This is a genomic window from Pseudomonas koreensis, assembly GCF_024169245.1.
Classification (GTDB): domain Bacteria; phylum Pseudomonadota; class Gammaproteobacteria; order Pseudomonadales; family Pseudomonadaceae; genus Aquipseudomonas; species Aquipseudomonas koreensis_F.
Genome location: NZ_JALJWP010000001.1, coordinates 417176 through 435543, shown reverse-complemented (window position 1 = coordinate 435543; position 18368 = coordinate 417176). Strand labels below are relative to the sequence as shown.

The window sequence follows — 18368 nt, the reverse complement described above, 5'->3', positions numbered from 1 at the left end:
ATGACCATGAATTCAGAACTTTCCGCCGCGGCTGTCGAGTCCGACGCAGTGCCGCGCAAGAGTCGCAAGAACAACCCGGAAAAGACCCGCGAAAACATCCTGCAGGAGGCGATCGTCGAGTTCGTCCAGCAGGGCCTGTCCGGTGCCCGCGTCGACGCGATCGCCGAGCGCATCCACACCTCCAAGCGCATGATCTATTACTACTTCGGCAGCAAGGAGCAATTGTACGTCGAGGTGCTGGAGAAGCTTTACGGCGATATCCGCAGCACGGAAAACCGCCTGCACCTGGACGAACTGACGCCCGAGCTGGCGATCCGTCGGTTGGTGGAATTCACTTTCGATCACCATGACCACAACGTCGATTTCGTGCGCATCGTCAGCATCGAAAACATCCACAACGCCGAGTACGTAAAGCGTTCCGATGCGATCAAAGCGCTGAACAACACGATCCTCGACACCTTGGGCGGGATTCTGCAACGGGGGGCGGACGAAGGTTTGTTCCGGCGTGGCATCGATGCGCTGGACGTGCACCTGCTGATCAGTTCGTTCTGCTTTTATCGCGTGTCGAACCGCCACACGCTGGGGGAAATCTTCCAGATCGACCTGCCGGACGAAACCATCAAGCAGCGTCACCGCGAGATGATCTGCGAATCGGTGTTGCGCTACCTGCAGGCCTGACACGTTCCCCTGTAGGAGTGAGCCTGCTCGCGATAGCGGTGTGTCAGACCACAGATGTATTGGCTGACGGAATGCTATCGCGAGCAGGCTCACTCCTACAGGGGCAGCGGCAAGGCTCAGCCATTCATGTTCTGAAAATGCTCAAGCATGCGCTGCGCATCCGCCGCCACGCCGCTGAACAGTTCAAACGCCTTCACCGCCTGAAACACCGCCATGTTGCCGCCATCCAGCGTGCGGCAACCCAAAGCACGGGCGTCGCGCAGCAGTTCGGTTTCCAGCGGGAAATACACGATCTCCGCCACCCACATTTCCTTGCGCAACAACCCGGCCGGCACTGGTGTACCCGGCAGCTTGGCCATGCCCATCGGCGTGGTGTTGACCAGCCCATCGGCCTGCGCCAGCGCCGAGGGCAAATCCCGTCCGGCCTGCGCGCGGCCGGCACCAAAATGTTGATTCAGATTGTTCGCCAGATTTTCCGCGCGCTCGTGATCGACATCAAAAATCGTCAGTTGCCGTACGCCTTCGCTGAGCAGTGCGTGGGCCACCGCCGCACCAGCGCCGCCAGCGCCCATCTGGACGACACGTTCGCGGGCAGCGTCCGTCAGACCCCGGCGGAAACCCTCGGCGAAACCGAGGCAATCGGTGTTGTGGCCGACACGCTTGCCGTCTTTCAGCACCACCGTGTTCACTGCGCCGATACCTCGGGCTTCCGGCGACAATTCATCGAGCAGCGGGATGATTGCCTGCTTGCACGGAAACGTGATGTTCAGCCCGGTGTAATGCATCCGCTCGGCCGCTTGCAGCAAATCGGGCAGCGCCGTGCTGTCGAGGCGCAATTGATCGAGGTCGATAAGTTGGTAGAGATAACGCAGGCCCTGCGCGTCGCCTTCGTGCTCGTGCAGTGCGGGAGTGCGCGAAGCTTGAATACCGGCCCCGATCAGACCGGCGAGTATTACATTGGAGCGCGACATGGCTTTATCCCTTTAACCGTTGACTGAAATGCTCCAGCGCCAAGCGGTAACCATGGCTGCCGAATCCGCACATCACCGCTGTGGCAATGCCCGAAACAAACGAATGATGACGGAACGGCTCGCGCGCATGCACGTTGGACAGATGCACCTCGATCACTGGCAACTCACTGGCGACCAAGGCATCGCGAATCGCCACCGACGTGTGCGTCCATGCCGCCGGATTGATCACGATCCCGGCGCAACGCCCCCGCGCGGCGTGAATCCAGTCGAGCAGCTCGCCTTCATGATTGGTCTGGCGAAATTCCACGGTCAGGCCGAACTCGTCAGCCGCGCGACCACACAGCGCGGAAATGTCCGCCAGGGTTTCATGACCATAAGTCGCCGGCTCGCGGGTGCCGAGCAGGTTCAGGTTCGGGCCGTTAAGCACCAGAACGATAGGGGACATGGGGGTAACTCCACTTATTGTTTTTGGCATGGGCCAAGAGGTTCCGGCCTGTGGAGATAAAATGTACTAGATGGTTACATCGGTCAATTGAACAGAAATGACCTGGGCGTTTTATGTTCGGTGATCGCACAGATCAAAAGATCGCAGCCTTCGGCAGCTCCTACAGATAACCGCGTTCCACGTGTAGGAGCTGCCGAAGGCTGCGATCTTTTAGAGCACACACAAAAAAGCCGTCAATCACGACGGCTTTCTCGTACCAGCTACCCGCGATCAACGCCGGGTCAGCAACACACCGGATTCCATGTGATGGGTCCACGGGAATTGGTCGAACAATGCGCACTTGGTAATGCGGTGGGTGTCATGCAACTGGGCGATGTTGGCCGCGAGGGTCTCCGGGTTGCAGGAGATGTAGAGGATGTTGTCGAAGCGTCGGGTCAGTTCGCAGGTATCCGCGTCCATGCCGGCGCGCGGTGGGTCGACGAAGACGCTGCCGAAGTCGTAGCTCTTCAGATCGATGCCGTGCAGGCGGCGGAACGGGCGCACTTCGTTGAGCGCTTCGGTCAGTTCTTCGGCGGACAAACGCACCAGGGTGACGTTATCCACAGCGTTTTCGCTGAGGTTGCTCAGGGCCGCGTTGACCGACGTCTTGCTGATTTCGGTAGCGAGCACTTTGCGTACCCGGGTGGCCAGCGGCAGGGTGAAGTTGCCATTGCCGCAGTACAACTCCAGCAGATCGTCGCTGCGATCGCCCAGCGCTTCGTATGCCCAGTTGAGCATTTTCTGGTTCACCGTACCGTTGGGCTGGGTGAACGCGCCTTCGGGCTGGCGATAGCTGAAGATGCGGCCGCCGACTTCGAGTTTTTCGACGACATAATCCTGGCCGAGCACTTCGCGCTTGCCTTTGGAGCGGCCGATGATGCTCACACCGAGATTGGTCGCCAACTGAGTCGCCGCCGCGTGCCAATGCTCATCCAGCGGGCGGTGATAGCACAGGGTGATCATCGCGTCGCCGGCCAGCGTGGTCAGGAATTCGACCTGGAACAACTTGTGGCTCAGCGCCGAACTGGCCTGCCACGCGGCCTTCAACTGCGGCATCAACTGGTTGATGCGCAGGCTGGCAATCGGGAATTCTTCGATGAGGATCGGCGTGCGTTTGTCGTCCTGAGAGAACATCGCGTAATGCCGCTCGCCGCCCTCGCGCCACAGGCGGAATTCGGCACGCAGGCGGAAGTTCTGCAGCGGCGAATCAAACACCGTCGGCTCGGGTGCATCGAACGGCGCCAGCAGCTCACGCAGACGTGTGACCTTGGCTTCGAGCTGTTCGGCGTAGGCTTGGGAATCGAAAGTCATGCGTTGAACCAACCCAACTTGATCACAAACAGAATCGAAAGAATCACCAGTGCCGGGTTCAGCTCACGGGCACGGCCGGACAGCAGCTTGATGGCGGTCCAGGCGATGAAGCCGAAGGCGATGCCGTTGGCGATCGAATAGGTGAACGGCATCGCCAGCGCGGTGACCACCACCGGCGCGGCGACGGTGATGTCATCCCAGTCTATTTCCGCCAGGCCGGAAGTCATCAGCACGGCGACGAACAGCAGCGCTGGGGCGGTGGCGAAGGCCGGAACGCTGGCCGCCAGTGGCGAGAAGAACAGCGCCAGCAGAAACAGGATTGCCACGACGATGGCGGTCAGGCCGGTGCGGCCGCCGGCACTGACGCCGGCAGCGGATTCGATGTAACTGGTGGTGGTCGACGTGCCCAGCAGCGAACCGGCCATGGCCGCAGTACTGTCGGCGATCAGCGCGCGACCCATTTTCGGCATGTGGCCGTCCTTGCCCATCAGGCCGGCGCGCTTGGCGACGCCGATCAGGGTCCCGGAGTTGTCGAACAGGTCGACGAACAGGAAGGCGAAGATCACGCTGACCAGACCGATATCCAGTGCACCTTTGATGTCCAGTTGCAGGAAGGTCGGCGCCAGCGACGGCGGCATCGACAGGATGCCGCCGAACTTGGTGACGTTCAGCGCGATCGAGGCGATGGTTACCGCGAGGATGCCGATCAGCACCGCGCCGCGCACTTTCAGCGCTTCGAGGGCAACAATCACAGCGAAGCCGATAGTCGCAAGGATCGGTGCCGGTTTGGTCAGATCACCGAGGCCGACCATGGTCGCCGAATTGCCGACCACGATTTCCGCGTTGTGCAAGGCAATCAACGCCAGGAACAGACCGATACCGGCGGCGATCGCCGAGCGCAGTGGCAGCGGGATGGCATTGATGATCCATTCACGGATGCGGAAGATCGACAGCAGGAAGAACAGCACGGCGGAAATGAACACCGCACCCAGCGCCACCTGCCAGGTGTGGCCCATGTGCAGAACCACGGTGTAGGTAAAGAAGGCATTCAGGCCCATGCCCGGAGCGAGGGCGATCGGGTAGTTGGCGATCAGGCCCATCACGGTCGATCCGATCGCGGCAGCCAGACAGGTGGCGACGAAGATCGCGCCCTTGTCCATGCCGGTCTCGCCGAGGATGCTCGGGTTGACGAACAGAATGTAAGCCATGGCCAGGAAAGTCGTGACGCCCGCGAGAATTTCGGTGCGCACGTTGGTGTTGTGTGCCTTGAGTTGAAACAGCCTTTCCAGCATGTCTGCTCCCCGTGGCGCGCGTGGCGCCGTGAATGTATCGACCTCAACAGCAAAGCACAGACCGTCGCAAGCGCCTGGGAAATTGTCGTGGGCCGGAAAAAGCCGCGCATCATACCAGCCGCGTGAGGAATTTGGCGGATGTTGGTGTCGATCGTCGGCGAAGTTTTGCGCAGCGGACAACTGCGCCATACTGCGCGCTGATTTTTCGGAGTGGGCAGGCATGCGCAACAGCGGGATCAGGATTTTCGGATGGATTGCAGCACTGCTGGCGGCGGTGCCGGCGTTCGCGGCTTCGGCGCCGCCGTTGAGCGAAGTGAAGGTGATCAAAGTACAGTCACCGCCCTGCGGACTGGAGGATATCGCCAATAACCAGCCGCAAACCCAATGCAATCACAGTGGGCCGAATATCAAAGTCTTCGTGCTGGAAGTCGGCTATGGCCAGAACCAGCCACACGTGACTCTGGATGGCTTCGAGGTCAACGGCACTCGAGGCCCGGTGTGTGCCTTCGATAATGGCAACCTCACCGAATGCACGCCTGGCAGCAAAACCGTCGGTTCTCTCTATACCTTCGATCTGGCCGGCAAACAGGAAGGCACCTTCAGCTTCAGCAACACCTCGATCAACGCTCCGCGCAACACGCTCTCGACTCAGCTTTACATCAAGTAACGGCTGACTTCGAACAGGGTGGGACAAAGCTGACTACGCTTTACAGACTACCCAGCGGAAAGCGCCCATGACTTCCAGAGCCCTGATTGCCCTCGCCGAGGGCATCGACGATTTGCAAACCGTGACCCTGATCGACGTGCTGCGCCGCGCCGGCATCGAAGTGGTCGCCGCCAGTATCGAAGGCCGGCGCATGCTGACCTGCGCGCGCGGCACCCGGTTGACTGCCGATGGCATGCTGGTCGATGTACTCGCGCAGCGCTTCGACCTGATTGTCCTGCCGGGCGGCGCCGTCGGTTCCCAGCATCTGGCGGCGCATCAGCCATTACAGCAATTGCTCAAGGACCAAGCCAGCGCCGGCCGACTGTTCGCCGCCATCGGCGAAGCCCCGGCCGTCGCGCTGCAAGCGTCAGGCGTGCTGCGCCAGCGACGGATGACCTGCCTGCCCGGCGCCAGCCATCAGTTGTCGGGCTGTACGTTTGTTGATCAACCAGTGGTGGTCGACGGCAACTGCATCACCGCCCAAGGCTCGGGACCGGCGCTGGAATTTGCCTTGACCCTGGTCGAGCAACTTGGCGGCAAGGCGCTGCGGTTGAAGGTGGCGGGGGAGTTGATGGCCTGAAGGGTCAGCCGCGGGCTGCGAGGGGTTCTATCATTGGTTGCTCACGGTGCTCCGCTTGCCAAAGGTCGTAGTCGGTTTGAACACCTAGCCACACGCGCGCCTTGCCTATCCCTGCACGCTCAAGTCGTACTGCCAGATCCGGGCTGATTGGCGCGTGTCCGTGCAGTACGCGCGAAAGGTGCGGGCGTGCAAAGCCAAGGTGCCGGGCTAATTCGCTCACGCTGATGCCAAGCTCGGGCAAGACATCCAGCAGCAGGGTTTCACCGGGGTGTGGCGGGTTGTGCATGGGCGTGGACCTGAAGACATGATCATGGCGGCGAGTGTAAGGCGATACATTACACCCAGTGCGGTAACTATGTACCGCACGTTGTCGCTTGATATGTGCTTGGCAGGTGAGTTTTTCCAGAAAACTCAGACCTTCTCCTCCACCGGCACATGCATCCGGTCCCGGTTCGCCAATGTCGGGAACAGCTTGATCCACGTCCCGGTCACCACCAGCGTGCCGATTCCGCCCATGACCACCGCCGGCACGGTGCCGAACCAGTGGGCCGTGAGGCCGGATTCGAATTCGCCCAACTGGTTCGAGGCACCAATGAACAGGCCGTTGACCGCGCTGACCCGGCCGCGCATTTCGTCCGGGGTTTCCAGTTGTACGAACGAGGCGCGGATGACCATGCTGATCATGTCCGCTGCACCGAGCACCACCAGCACTGCCAGCGAGAACCAGAACGAGGTCGACAGGCCGAAGGCGATGGTGGCGACGCCGAAGATGCCGACGGCGGTGAACATCACCCGACCGACATTGCGCTCCACGGCAAATCGCGCCAGGAACAATGACATCAGCAACGCGCCCACTGCCGGCGCCGAGCGCAGCAGGCCAAGGCCCCACGGGCCAGTCAGCAGAATGTCCTTGGCGAACACCGGCAGCAACGCCGTGGCGCCGCCGAGCAGCACGGCAAAAAGGTCCAGCGAGATCGCGCCGAGGATGTCCGGGCGGCTGCGGATGAAACGGATTCCCGCCAGCAACGAATCCAGCGTGGCTTTGCCTTTGTTCAGCGGCGTCTGGCGTGCCGGCAGATTGAGCATCAGCGTGCAGGCGATCACATACAGAAGTACGGTTGGACCGTAGACCCAGACGCTGCCAAATGCATAGAGCAAGCCGCCGAGAGCCGGGGCGACGATGGTCGCAGACTGCTGCGCCGATTGCGCGGCAGCGACGGCGCGGGGGAACAGGGCGCTGGGGACGATGCTTGGCAATAGCGCCTGGGTCGTCGGCATTTCGAACGACCGCGCAGCGCCCAGAAGAAAGGCGAGGATGAAAATCATCTCGCGAGTGACATTGTCGGTGGCACTGCCGATGGCCAGCGCCAAGGCAATCAGTGCCTGCAACGACTGACAAAGCGCGGCGACCTTGCGCCGGTCATAGCGGTCGGCGACATGCCCGGTGTGCAGCATGAACAGCACGCGCGGGGCAAATTCGACCAGACCGACCAGGCCCAGATCCAGCACGTTGCCGGTCAGTTGATACAGATTCCAGCCAATCGCCACGGTGAGCATCTGGAAACCGCTGGCGGTGAAAATCCGCGCCAGCCAGAAGGCCATGAACGGACGATGGTGACGTAACAGCAGGGGCTCTTGAACGGGCATCTGAAGGCAGGTCTTGGACGAGTGAACGGCGAGATTATCACCAGTCTGTAACAGGAAGTTGCTACGAGAAAAAATTCAGTCAGATGTGCATCAATCTTTTCGGGTTAACCCACAACTTATTCAGGCCAGAACCTTGCTGCGCCAATGAGACAACTTGTCACGCGGCAAACGACCACGCGGTTCGTTGGTAAAAATGGGACTACTCTTTCAACGTTGCTTGATCCAGATCAAGACCCCGACCGGAACTGATCTGACGGCCAGTTGGCCAGACTCCCTGCGTTGCGATGGTTGTAAAAAAAGAACGAATCCGAATTCGCCGCACTCCATATCCGTGGGGGCAGTGGTGCAGGCCTCCGGGTCCGCTACCCGTACTACCTGACAGAGGAAGCCATATGTTCGGTTTAGAGGCTCTCGATCTCGCCCGAATTCAGTTCGCGTTCACCATCTCGTTCCACATTCTGTTCCCGGCCATCACCATCGGCCTGGCGAGTTACCTGGCGGTGCTCGAAGGCTTGTGGCTGAAAACCCGCAACGATACCTACCGTGACCTCTACCATTTCTGGTCGAAGATCTTTGCCGTCAACTTCGGCATGGGCGTGGTTTCCGGTCTGGTCATGGCCTATCAGTTCGGCACCAACTGGAGTCGATTCTCTGATTTCGCCGGTGCCGTCACCGGGCCGTTGCTGACCTATGAAGTGCTTACAGCGTTTTTTCTCGAGGCCGGTTTTCTTGGCGTGATGCTGTTCGGCTGGAACAAGGTCGGGCGCGGCCTGCACTTCTTTTCGACGGTGATGGTGGCGATCGGCACGCTGATTTCGACCTTCTGGATTCTCGCTTCCAACAGCTGGATGCAGACGCCGCAGGGCTTTGAAATCGTCAACGGTCAGGTGATTCCGACCGATTGGCTGGCGATTGTCTTCAACCCGTCATTCCCTTATCGCCTGATGCACATGGCCACCGCCGCGTTCGTCGCGACGGCATTCTTCGTCGGCTCTTCGGCAGCCTGGCATTTGCTGCGCGGCAGGGACAACCCGGCGATCCGCACCATGTTGTCGATGGCGATGTGGATGGCGCTGATCGTCGCGCCGATCCAGGCAGTGATCGGCGACTTCCACGGGCTCAACACGCTCAAGCATCAGCCGGCAAAAATCGCTGCGATCGAAGGCCACTGGGAAAACCACGGCGACGAAGCGACGCCGCTGATCCTGTTCGGCTGGCCGGACATGAAAGAAGAACGCACCAGGTTCGCCGTGGAGATTCCCTACCTCGGCAGCCTGATTCTCACGCACTCGCTGGACAAGCAAGTGCCGGCACTGAAGGAATTCCCGCCGGAAGACCGGCCGAATTCGACCATCGTGTTCTGGTCGTTCCGCATCATGGTCGGCCTCGGTTTCCTGATGATCTTCACCGGGTTGTGGAGTCTGTGGCTGCGCAAGCGTGACTCGCTGTATACCTCGCGGCCGTTCCTGCATCTGGCGTTGTGGATGGGGCCGTCCGGCCTGATCGCGATTCTTGCCGGCTGGTTCACCACGGAAATCGGCCGTCAGCCATGGGTCGTGTACGGCTTGATGCGCACCGCAGATGCTTCTTCCAACCACAGCTTCATGCAGATGAGCATCACCCTGATCATGTTCGTCGTGATCTATTTCGCGCTGTTCGGCGCAGGTCTCGGCTACATGATGCGTCTGGTGCGCAAGGGGCCGAAGATCAGCGAAGGCAGCGAAACGCCCGACGGTGGTCCAGGCAAGAAACGCACCCCGGCGCGTCCGCTGTCCGCAGCCGACGATCCGGCCGAGGGCGAGCACGAAGACAACACTCGCTTGACCAAGGAGATTTGACTCATGGGTATTGATCTTCCGCTGATCTGGGCCGTGATCATCATCTTCGGCATCATGATGTACGTGGTCATGGACGGTTTCGATCTGGGCATCGGCATTCTTTTCCCGTTCGTGCCCGGCAAGACCGACCGCGACGTGATGATGAACACGGTTGCGCCAGTCTGGGACGGCAACGAAACCTGGCTGGTGCTGGGGGGCGCGGCGTTGTTTGGCGCCTTCCCGCTGGCCTATTCGGTTGTGTTGTCGGCGCTGTACCTGCCGCTGATCTTCATGCTGATGGGGCTGATTTTCCGTGGCGTGGCCTTCGAGTTCCGCTTCAAGGCCAAGGATGAAAAACGTCACCTGTGGGACAAGGCGTTCATCGGTGGTTCGATCGCGGCGACGTTCTTTCAGGGTGTGGCGCTAGGTGCGTTCATCGACGGCTTGCCGGTGGTCAATCGCCAGTTCGCCGGTGGATCACTGGACTGGCTCACGCCGTTCACACTGTTCTGCGGCGCAGCGCTGGTGGTGGCCTATGCCTTGCTCGGTTGCACCTGGCTGATCATGAAGACCGAAGGCAAGTTGCAGGAACAGATGCATGATCTGGCGCGGCCGCTGGCGTTTGTGCTGTTGGCGGTGATCGGCATTGTCAGTATCTGGACGCCGTTGTCCCACCCGGAAATTGCCTCGCGCTGGTTCAGCATGCCGAATCTGTTGTGGTTCATGCCGGTGCCGATTCTGGTGCTGGTTACCCTGTATGGCCTGATCCGCGCAGTGGCACGTAATGCCAACTACACGCCGTTCCTGCTGACCCTGGTGCTGATTTTCCTCGGCTACAGCGGCCTGGGCATCAGCCTCTGGCCGAACATCGTACCGCCATCGATCTCGATCTGGGACGCCGCCGCGCCGCCGCAAAGTCAGGGCTTCATGCTGGTGGGCACGCTGTTCATCATCCCGTTCATCCTGGGTTATACCTTCTGGAGCTACTACGTGTTCCGCGGCAAAGTCACCCATGAAGACGGCTATCACTAATCCAATGCCGGGCTTGCCCTGTGGGAGCGAGCCTGCTCGCGAAGGCGCCATCGGTGGCGCCTTGGCTTAACGGAGATCGATTCTATGACCGGCAAGCATTCCCTGCACGACATTGAAGAAGCCGAAAAAAAACCGCTGTGGCAGCGGCTCGGCTGGTTGGCCTTGATCTGGGTCGGCAGTGTCGGCGTGTTGTTCATCGCCGCCAGCCTGATGCGCATGTTCATGAATGCCGCAGGCTTGACCACCCACTGAAACATCCTGTCCCGGCGCCTTCGGGTACGGGTTTGCAACCCTCCTCACGGAGGGTTTTTTATGCCCGGGATTTATTTGCGCGCCTTGAGAATGACGAACTTCGGCGTTGCCGCCACTTGCTCGACACCGCGGAACAAGCGCGCCAGTTTGCTGTGATAGCCCAGGTGCCGATTGCCGACAATGTACAGCGCACCGCCGACCACCAGTGCCTCGCGGGCTTGCTGGAACATGCGCCAGGCGAGGAAGTCGCCGACCACCTGCTGCTGATGGAACGGTGGGTTGCACAGCACCACGTCCAGCGACTGCGGCGCCTGCCCGGCCAGACCATCGCCAGCGCGCACGATGACTTCGCGATCGCCCAACGCCTCGCGCCAGTTCTCGGCAGCCGATTGCACCGCCATGAACGATTCATCGACCAGCGTGTAATGCGCATCCGGGTTCTGCAGGGCGCTGGCAATGGCCAGTACACCGTTACCACAACCCAGGTCGGCGACTCGTGCGTTGCCAAGGTTTTTCGGCAGATGCGGCAGAAACGCGCGCGTGCCGATGTCCAGGCCGTCGCGGCAGAACACGTTGGCGTGGTTGAGCAGTTCGATCGCCGGTTCGTCGAGGCGATAGCGAGTCGGGTAGGGCGATGTCGCGGGCAGTTTGCTTTCAGGCGTGGCGATCAGCAGTCGCGCTTTCTTCACGGCCAGCGACGCCTGCACCGGGCCAATGTAGCGCTCGAGCAGATCGCCGGCGGCACGGGGCAGATGCTTCACCATCGCGGCCGCGATCACTTGCGCGCCGGGGGCGAGTTGTCCTTGCAGGCGGATCAGTTGTTCTTCCAGCAGCGCCAGGGTTTTGGGAACGCGGATCAGCACCCGGTCAAACGGCCCCACTAAAGGTTCGCTGGCCGGTAGCGGCCGGATCGCATCGAACGCCTGACCATTGCGCAGCAGATTTTTTTCCAGCCCGGCGAAACCCAGGAACGAGTCGCCGCTGCTGCTGACCTCGACATTGCCCAGCAAACTGATCGCCAAGGCACCAAAGCTGTCATTGAGTACCAGCACGCGGGTGCTGCTTGCCGGTTGTTCGCTGGCGAGATGATTGAGCAGGTATTCGTCTGCCGCATCGAAGGCTTGCAGCGGTTCATTCTGCTGTTCGGGCTGGCGGATCAGGTCGAGTTGGGCGAAAGGTGTTTCAAGCAAAGGCATGGGGCGGGGACTCGGAATATTCGGCTGGTGTTCCGTTGCCGGCTTCTCACGCCACGGAACCCGACCGAGTGGACTGCGATGCAAGCGGTGTGCGTCATCACTCGGAGAAGGCCTCAATGGTACGTTTTTTTGCGGGCGAATACTCGCAGGATTGCGTCGGGAGTCAGTTGACGATTCAGATGATTCCCGCGCGAGCCGCCGCGATCACGGCGGAGATCTTGTTGCAGACTTTGAACTTCTCGATCAGGTTTTGCACATGGTAGTTAACGGTACGTTCGCTGAGGCTGAGAATTCTCGAAATATCATGCGCGGTCTTGCCCATGGCGGACAGTTGCAGAATCTCCAGTTCCCGGGACGAAAGCCTGGGCCTGCTGGGTTTGGTCGGTATGGGCACGCTGCGGGCGTACAATTCGCTGACGCGTCGGTTGGCGAAAAAGATATAACCGTAATGCTCATACAGCTCCAGCGGGCTGATCGAACAGTGAGAGCGGGCGAGACTGATGATGCTGCACAAGCCGCTGGCCTCATCATGAAACGCTTGCGACCAGCCATGCTGCAGTCCGTTTTTTTGCAACGCTCGCCAAAGCTCAGGTGCCTGGGCGAAGACTCTTTCCTCCCAGACAATTGGCAATATTGAGTGATTGCAATGCGCTATTATCGGGTCAACGTTTCGGTAATTTTCCTCGTCGTACTGTACGTTCCAATCTTTGGGGTAATTATTGATTTGCAATGCATTGAGGTGCACCTCGCGATGTGGCGAGGTTACGGCGATCGCGCAGTAATTAAAGCCCAGGTTTTCGGCGAATCTCAGCAATATGGGATACGCCGTCTCTATTTCCTTGGCAAACGTCAGTTGTTTCAGTTGTGATTCCTTCCACGTTTCCATGAACCATCGCTCCATTGCTTTATCTGGGCGCCAAATGGATCCAAAAGATCCGGCACGAAGCGAAGTGTAGGATCTTTCCTACGAATCGCCTTACATTATTTCGAGATTGATACTTGGGTGTTTTTTATAAAGCGTTCTTAGCAATACAAAACGTTATATTCAAACCGGCATCTTAAAGTTATTACTCCAAATCTGATTTTGGCGGCGAATACTGATGCGCTGCGCTGAAGCTGCTCGTCCCGTTAACAATGACAAGTGTCCGGCAGCACGATTTTGCGGGACACTGTGGTTAATCGTTTCAAGGAGTGCCTCATGACTGTCAGCGCCGAGAAGTACACCACCCAGACATTACTCGATGTCCAACCGTTGACCCCGAACCTGTTCACGCTGCGCACCACCCGTGACCCCGGCTTTCGCTTCCGTGCCGGCCAGTTCGCCCGACTGGGCGTCACCAAGGCCGATGGCAGCACGGTCTGGCGGGCCTATTCGATGGTGTCGTCGCCGTTCGACGAGTTTCTCGAGTTCTTTTCCATCGTCGTGCCGGGCGGCGAATTCACCAGTGAGCTGAGCCGGCTTCAGGTTGGCGACAGCTTGATGGTGGAGCGCCAGGCATTCGGCTATCTGACGCTGGATCGCTTTGTCGATGGCCGAGACCTGTGGTTATTGTCCACCGGCACCGGGGTGGCGCCGTTTCTGTCGATCCTGCAGGACTTCGAGGTCTGGGAGAAATTCGAGCGCATCATTCTGGTTTACAGCGTGCGGGAGGCGCGGGAGCTGGCTTATCAGGAGTTGATCGGCGGGTTGGCGCAACGTGACTATCTGAGCGAATACGTCCACAAGTTGCAGTTCATCCCTACCGTGACTCGCGAAGCGCATCCAGGCGCGCTGCAGGGCCGGATTACTACGCTGATTGAAAACGGCGAACTGGAACGCGCGGCGGGCGTTGAGCTCTCGCCAGAGCATTCGCGAGTGATGCTGTGCGGCAATCCGCAGATGATCGACGACACCCGCGCCTTGCTGAAACAGCGCGACATGCGCCTGAGCCTGACGCGCAAGCCGGGGCAGGTTGCGGTGGAGAATTACTGGTAACGAAAACGGCACCCGCGGGTGCCGTTTTGATGAGTACCGAATGCCTCAGGGCCGTTCGTTCTGCGCCTTGAGCAGGTCGCGAATTTCGCCCAGCAGTTGCTCTTCCTTGCTCGGGATCGGCGGCGCGGTCGGTGCTACCGCTTCTTCGCGCTTGAGGCGGTTGATGGCTTTGACACCCATGAAAATCGCGAAAGCGACAATCACGAAATCCAGCACCGTCTGCAGGAATTTGCCGTAAGCCAGCACCACTGCGGGCGCATCGCCCTGGGCTGCTTTGAGCGTGACAGCCAGATCACTGAAGTCCACCCCACCGATCAACAGGCCAATCGGCGGCATGATCACGTCGCCGACAAACGACGAAACAATCTTGCCGAACGCCGCGCCAATGATGATACCGACGGCCATATCGACCACATTGCCTTTGACCGCGAAGGCCTTGAACTCGCTAAGCACGCCCATAGTTATTTCCTTGTTACAGATGAGTTTGGTGGTGGCAGTGTAAATCAGCGAAACGCCTCCTGCGCGTAACACCTTCTTACAATGCCCGTTTTTATCGACACATCAATCGACGATTAGTTTGCAAAATGCCAGCAATCGCGCGCGAAATACGCGCTAAAGCGCTGATTGCACAGCCAATTTCTTCAATCATGGTGTTACGTTCTTTCTATTTATGTTCCGCGGCACAGGCCTCTAGCCTTGGGGTGGCGCACCTGGATGCGCCCAATAAAACCAGAGGAACCTGATATGACTTCCACGCTTGGACTGGGGGCTTTTCCCTACCGCCGCACCTTCGGTGTATTGACTGCCAGCCTGCTGACCTTTTCGGTCAACGCTGCTCCGCTGACCCGCGATAACGGCGCTGCTGTCGGTGACAATCAGAACTCGCAAACCGCCGGTGCCAACGGCCCGGTGCTGCTGCAGGATGTGCAACTGATCCAGAAGCTGCAGCGTTTTGATCGTGAACGCATTCCGGAGCGCGTGGTGCATGCGCGCGGCACTGGCGCCCATGGCACCTTCACCGTGACCAATGACCTCAGCGACCTGAGCAAGGCCAAGGTGTTCGCCGCTGGCCAGAGTACCCCGGTATTCGTGCGTTTCTCGGCGGTGGTGCACGGCAACCATTCCCCGGAAACCCTGCGCGACCCGCGCGGTTTCGCCACCAAGTTCTACACCGCTGACGGCAACTGGGATCTGGTCGGCAACAACTTCCCGACCTTTTTCATCCGCGATGCGATCAAGTTCCCGGACATGGTCCATGCCTTCAAACCCGATCCGCGCACCAACCTCGATGACGATTCGCGCCGGTTCGATTTCTTCTCTCATGTACCGGAAGCGACCCGCACGCTGACCGAGTTGTATTCCAACTATGGCACTCCGGCCAGTTACCGGGAAATGGACGGCAATGGCGTTCATGCCTATAAGCTGATCAACGCAAAGAATGAAGTTCATTATGTGAAGTTTCATTGGAAGAGCTTGCAGGGCATTAATAACCTGCGGCCAAAGCAGGTTGCAAAAGTTCAGGGTCAGGATTACAGCCATATGACCAATGATTTGGTCAGCAATATCAACAAAGGCAACTTCCCGAAATGGGACTTGTACGTGCAAGTTCTCAAGCCACAGGATTTGTCCAAGTTTGATTTCGATCCATTGGATGCAACCAAGATCTGGCCGGGTATTCCCGAGCGCAAAGTTGGACAAATGGTCTTGAACCGTAATCCGGCCAATGTATTTCAGGAAACCGAACAAGTTGCGATGGCGCCGGCCAACGTAGTTCCGGGTATCGAACCTTCGGAAGATCGTTTGTTGCAGGGACGGGTGTTCTCTTATGCCGATACGCAAATGTATCGCCTCGGCGCCAACGCTTTGCAATTGCCGATCAACGCGCCGAAAACCGCGGTGAACAATGGCAATCAGGATGGTGCGATGAACTTCGGTGCCAGCCAGTCCGGGGTCAACTACCAGCCGAGCCGCCTGCAACCGCGTGAAGAGACGCCAGCGGCGCGTTACAGCCAGTCGGCGCTGTCCGGCAGCACGCAGCAGGCAAAGATCCAGCGTGAACAGAACTTCAAGCAGGCCGGTGATCTGTATCGCTCGTACAGCAAGCAGGAACGTCGCGACCTGATCGACAGCTTTGGCGGCTCGCTGGCCACCACCGATGACGAGAGCAAGCACATCATCCTGTCCTTCCTGTACAAGGCCGACCCTGAGTACGGCAGCGGTGTGACTGAAGTGGCCAAGGGCGACCTCAGCCGCGTGAAAGCATTGGCGGCGAAATTGACCGACTGATAGCGATGCGGCGCACGCGAGGGCCAGTCTCGCCTCGCGTGCGTTGAAGGAGAGAGCCTGATGCGTATTTTTCTTTTTTGGTTGACTGCGTCGCTGTCTTTCACTGCATGGGCGGCACCGGTCGAGCAAAGTCCCGAGGCGGTCAAGGCGCAGTTGCAGGATTACTACTTCGACGCCGCCCGCCGGGGGGATGTGCCGATGCTCGAGACCTTTATCGAGTCCGGCTATTCCCTCGATACCCGCGACAGCAAGGGTTACACCGCGCTGATTCTGGCGGCCTACCACGGTCAGGCACCGGCGGTTGAGCGCCTGCTCGCCGCTGGCGCCGACGCCTGTGCTCAGGATCAACGCGGCAACACGGCGCTGATGGGCGCGATTTTCAAAGGCGAGTTGCAGATCGCCCGGCGCCTGATGGCCACCGATTGCAGCCCAGACCAGCGTAACGGCGCCGGGCAGACTGCGGCGATGTATGCCGGACTGTTCAAGCGTTTGGAATTGCTTGATGCACTGCAAGCCAAGGGCGCCGATCTTGATGCCGAGGATCCGCTGGGTAATAGTGCCGCGCGTCTGGCCAGCGGTGAAATCCGTACCGCTGCGCCGCGCTGATCGGCGGTGGCTGCGTTATCATCGCGTCTTTTGCTTCGGGGGTTCTGATGGCCAAGGCCAAGCGCATGTACGGCTGCACCGAGTGCGGCGCAACCTTTCCCAAATGGGCCGGGCAGTGCGGCGAATGCGGCGCCTGGAACACCCTGACCGAAACCATGATCGAAAGCGGCGGCGCCACGGCACCTACCGGGCGCACCGGCTGGGCCGGGCAACAGGCGCAGATCAAGACCCTGGCTGAAGTCAGCATCGAAGAGATTCCACGGTTTTCCACCGCGTCCGGTGAGCTCGATCGCGTCCTCGGCGGCGGGCTGGTGGACGGTTCGGTGGTGCTGATCGGCGGTGATCCGGGGATCGGCAAATCGACCATCCTTTTGCAAACCCTGTGCAACCTGGCCAAGAGCATGCCGGCGCTGTACGTCACCGGTGAGGAATCCCAGCAGCAGGTGGCGATGCGCGCACGCCGTCTCGGTCTGCCGCAGGATCAACTGCGGGTGATGACCGAAACCTGCATCGAAACCATCATCGCCACCGCCCGCCAGGAAAAGCCCAAGGTGATGGTGATCGACTCGATCCAGACCATTTTCACCGAGCAACTGCAATCGGCGCCGGGCGGCGTATCCCAAGTGCGCGAGAGCGCGGCGCTGCTGGTGCGTTACGCCAAGCAGAGCGGCACGGCGATTTTCCTTGTCGGCCACGTCACCAAAGAGGGCGCTCTGGCCGGTCCTCGTGTGCTGGAACACATGGTCGACACCGTGCTGTATTTCGAAGGCGAATCCGACGGTCGCCTGCGTTTGCTGCGTGCAGTGAAAAACCGTTTCGGCGCGGTCAACGAGTTGGGCGTGTTCGGCATGACCGACAAGGGCCTGAAAGAAGTCTCCAATCCTTCGGCGATTTTTCTCACCCGCGCCCAGGAAGAAGTCCCGGGCAGTGTGGTCATGGCGACGTGGGAAGGCACCCGGCCGATGCTGGTGGAAGTGCAGGCGCTGGTCGATGACAGCCATCTGGCCAACCCGCGTCGGGTGACGCTGGGGCTGGATCAGAACCGTCTGGCAATGCTGCTCGCGGTGCTGCACCGTCATGGCGGCATTCCGACTCACGATCAGGACGTGTTCCTCAACGTGGTCGGTGGCGTGAAGGTGCTGGAGACGGCGTCGGATCTGGCGCTGATGGCGGCGGTGATGTCGAGTTTGCGCAATCGGCCGCTGCCCCATGATCTGCTGGTATTCGGCGAAGTCGGCCTGTCCGGCGAAGTGCGCCCGGTGCCGAGCGGGCAGGAGCGGCTGAAAGAAGCGGCCAAGCACGGCTTCAAACGCGCGATCGTGCCCAAGGGCAACGCACCGAAGGAAGCGCCGGCAGGGTTGCAGATCATCGCGGTCACTCGCCTCGAACAAGCCCTCGACGCACTCTTCGAATAACCACAATCCCCTGTGTAGGAGCTGCCGAAGGCTGCGATCTTTTGAGCATGTGGGACGCAGAGCGTCCCCGGCGGCATTCCCACGCAGAGCGTGGGAACGATCATCAAAAGATCGCAGCCT

19 protein-coding genes are annotated in these 18368 nt (G+C 59.8%); 10 read left to right on the top strand and 9 right to left on the bottom strand.

The window, feature by feature from the left end:
* A complete protein-coding gene (locus J2Y90_RS02020; protein WP_253496070.1) occupies nt 1-678 on the top strand; it encodes a TetR/AcrR family transcriptional regulator in 678 nt (225 codons plus the stop codon).
* A gap of 116 nt (nt 679-794) precedes the next feature.
* On the opposite strand, the gene J2Y90_RS02015 is transcribed toward J2Y90_RS02020, so the two are convergent.
* The 4 genes from J2Y90_RS02015 to J2Y90_RS02000 all read right to left on the bottom strand — a co-directional run bounded on the left by J2Y90_RS02015 (nt 795) and on the right by J2Y90_RS02000 (nt 4736).
* Complete coding sequence (locus J2Y90_RS02015) at nt 795-1649, bottom strand: shikimate dehydrogenase (RefSeq protein ID WP_253496068.1); 855 nt, start codon at nt 1647-1649, stop codon at nt 795-797.
* A gap of 4 nt (nt 1650-1653) precedes the next feature.
* Nucleotides 1654-2094, bottom strand: a complete 441-nt coding sequence (gene aroQ, locus J2Y90_RS02010; RefSeq protein WP_253496066.1) for a type II 3-dehydroquinate dehydratase — start codon at nt 2092-2094, stop codon at nt 1654-1656.
* Between the two features lie 270 nt (nt 2095-2364).
* Nucleotides 2365-3444: a tRNA (uridine(54)-C5)-methyltransferase TrmA gene (gene trmA / locus J2Y90_RS02005; protein ID WP_253496064.1), complete on the bottom strand. Its 1080-nt coding sequence runs from the start codon at nt 3442-3444 to the stop codon at nt 2365-2367.
* Nucleotides 3441-4736 (bottom strand): NCS2 family permease, encoded by a 1296-nt coding sequence (locus J2Y90_RS02000; RefSeq protein WP_039761753.1) that lies wholly within the window; start codon nt 4734-4736, stop codon nt 3441-3443. The genes trmA and J2Y90_RS02000 overlap by 4 nt, the downstream gene beginning before the upstream one ends.
* Before the next feature lie 220 nt (nt 4737-4956).
* On the opposite strand from J2Y90_RS02000, the gene J2Y90_RS01995 reads away from it, so the two are divergent.
* Nucleotides 4957-5403 carry a DUF4879 domain-containing protein gene (locus J2Y90_RS01995; RefSeq protein ID WP_253496062.1) on the top strand — a complete coding sequence of 149 codons (447 nt, stop codon included), beginning with the start codon at nt 4957-4959 and terminating at the stop codon, nt 5401-5403.
* A gap of 67 nt (nt 5404-5470) precedes the next feature.
* The gene (locus J2Y90_RS01990) at nt 5471-6022 is read left to right on the top strand and encodes a DJ-1 family glyoxalase III (RefSeq protein WP_253496060.1); all 552 of its coding nucleotides are present in this window, start codon (nt 5471-5473) and stop codon (nt 6020-6022) included.
* Between the two features lie 4 nt (nt 6023-6026).
* Here the strand turns inward: J2Y90_RS01990 and J2Y90_RS01985 are convergent, their stop codons facing one another.
* Both J2Y90_RS01985 and J2Y90_RS01980 read right to left on the bottom strand, forming a co-directional pair.
* Complete coding sequence (locus tag J2Y90_RS01985; protein WP_253496058.1) at nt 6027-6308, bottom strand: HigA family addiction module antitoxin; 282 nt, start codon at nt 6306-6308, stop codon at nt 6027-6029.
* Nucleotides 6309-6433: 125 nt separating this feature from the next.
* Nucleotides 6434-7669, bottom strand: coding sequence for an MFS transporter (locus tag J2Y90_RS01980; protein ID WP_253496056.1), 1236 nt, complete (start codon nt 7667-7669; stop codon nt 6434-6436).
* Nucleotides 7670-8061: 392 nt separating this feature from the next.
* On the opposite strand from J2Y90_RS01980, the gene J2Y90_RS01975 reads away from it, so the two are divergent.
* The 3 genes from J2Y90_RS01975 (at nt 8062) to J2Y90_RS01965 (ending at nt 10770) form a co-directional block, all read left to right on the top strand.
* Nucleotides 8062-9507, top strand: coding sequence for a cytochrome ubiquinol oxidase subunit I (locus tag J2Y90_RS01975; RefSeq protein WP_253496054.1), 1446 nt, complete (start codon nt 8062-8064; stop codon nt 9505-9507).
* Between the two features lie 3 nt (nt 9508-9510).
* Entirely contained in the window at nt 9511-10518 is a 1008-nt protein-coding gene (cydB, locus tag J2Y90_RS01970) for a cytochrome d ubiquinol oxidase subunit II (RefSeq protein WP_042610525.1), read from the top strand.
* 84 nt (nt 10519-10602) lie between these two features.
* Nucleotides 10603-10770: a DUF2474 domain-containing protein gene (locus J2Y90_RS01965; RefSeq protein ID WP_016773090.1), complete on the top strand. Its 168-nt coding sequence runs from the start codon at nt 10603-10605 to the stop codon at nt 10768-10770.
* Nucleotides 10771-10841: 71 nt separating this feature from the next.
* On the opposite strand, the gene J2Y90_RS01960 is transcribed toward J2Y90_RS01965, so the two are convergent.
* Nucleotides 10842-11966 carry a methyltransferase gene (locus tag J2Y90_RS01960; RefSeq protein ID WP_253496052.1) on the bottom strand — a complete coding sequence of 375 codons (1125 nt, stop codon included), beginning with the start codon at nt 11964-11966 and terminating at the stop codon, nt 10842-10844.
* Nucleotides 11967-12141: 175 nt separating this feature from the next.
* Nucleotides 12142-12852: an autoinducer binding domain-containing protein gene (locus tag J2Y90_RS01955; protein ID WP_253496050.1), complete on the bottom strand. Its 711-nt coding sequence runs from the start codon at nt 12850-12852 to the stop codon at nt 12142-12144.
* A 312-nt stretch (nt 12853-13164) separates the two neighbouring features.
* Between J2Y90_RS01955 and J2Y90_RS01950 the strand changes: the two genes are divergently transcribed.
* Complete coding sequence (locus J2Y90_RS01950; RefSeq protein WP_253496048.1) at nt 13165-13941, top strand: ferredoxin--NADP reductase; 777 nt, start codon at nt 13165-13167, stop codon at nt 13939-13941.
* Nucleotides 13942-13986: 45 nt separating this feature from the next.
* Here J2Y90_RS01950 and mscL read toward each other — a convergent pair whose 3' ends face one another.
* Nucleotides 13987-14400: a large-conductance mechanosensitive channel protein MscL gene (gene mscL / locus J2Y90_RS01945; protein ID WP_024014404.1), complete on the bottom strand. Its 414-nt coding sequence runs from the start codon at nt 14398-14400 to the stop codon at nt 13987-13989.
* A 285-nt stretch (nt 14401-14685) separates the two neighbouring features.
* On the opposite strand from mscL, the gene katB reads away from it, so the two are divergent.
* From katB to radA, 3 genes are read left to right on the top strand one after another with little or no spacing between them, the layout of a single operon-like run.
* The gene (katB, locus tag J2Y90_RS01940) at nt 14686-16227 is read left to right on the top strand and encodes a catalase KatB (RefSeq protein WP_253496046.1); all 1542 of its coding nucleotides are present in this window, start codon (nt 14686-14688) and stop codon (nt 16225-16227) included.
* Between the two features lie 60 nt (nt 16228-16287).
* Nucleotides 16288-16833, top strand: a complete 546-nt coding sequence (locus J2Y90_RS01935; protein ID WP_253496044.1) for an ankyrin repeat domain-containing protein — start codon at nt 16288-16290, stop codon at nt 16831-16833.
* 47 nt (nt 16834-16880) lie between these two features.
* A complete protein-coding gene (gene radA, locus J2Y90_RS01930; RefSeq protein ID WP_003228407.1) occupies nt 16881-18248 on the top strand; it encodes a DNA repair protein RadA in 1368 nt (455 codons plus the stop codon).
* Nucleotides 18249-18368: the final 120 nt, after the last annotated feature.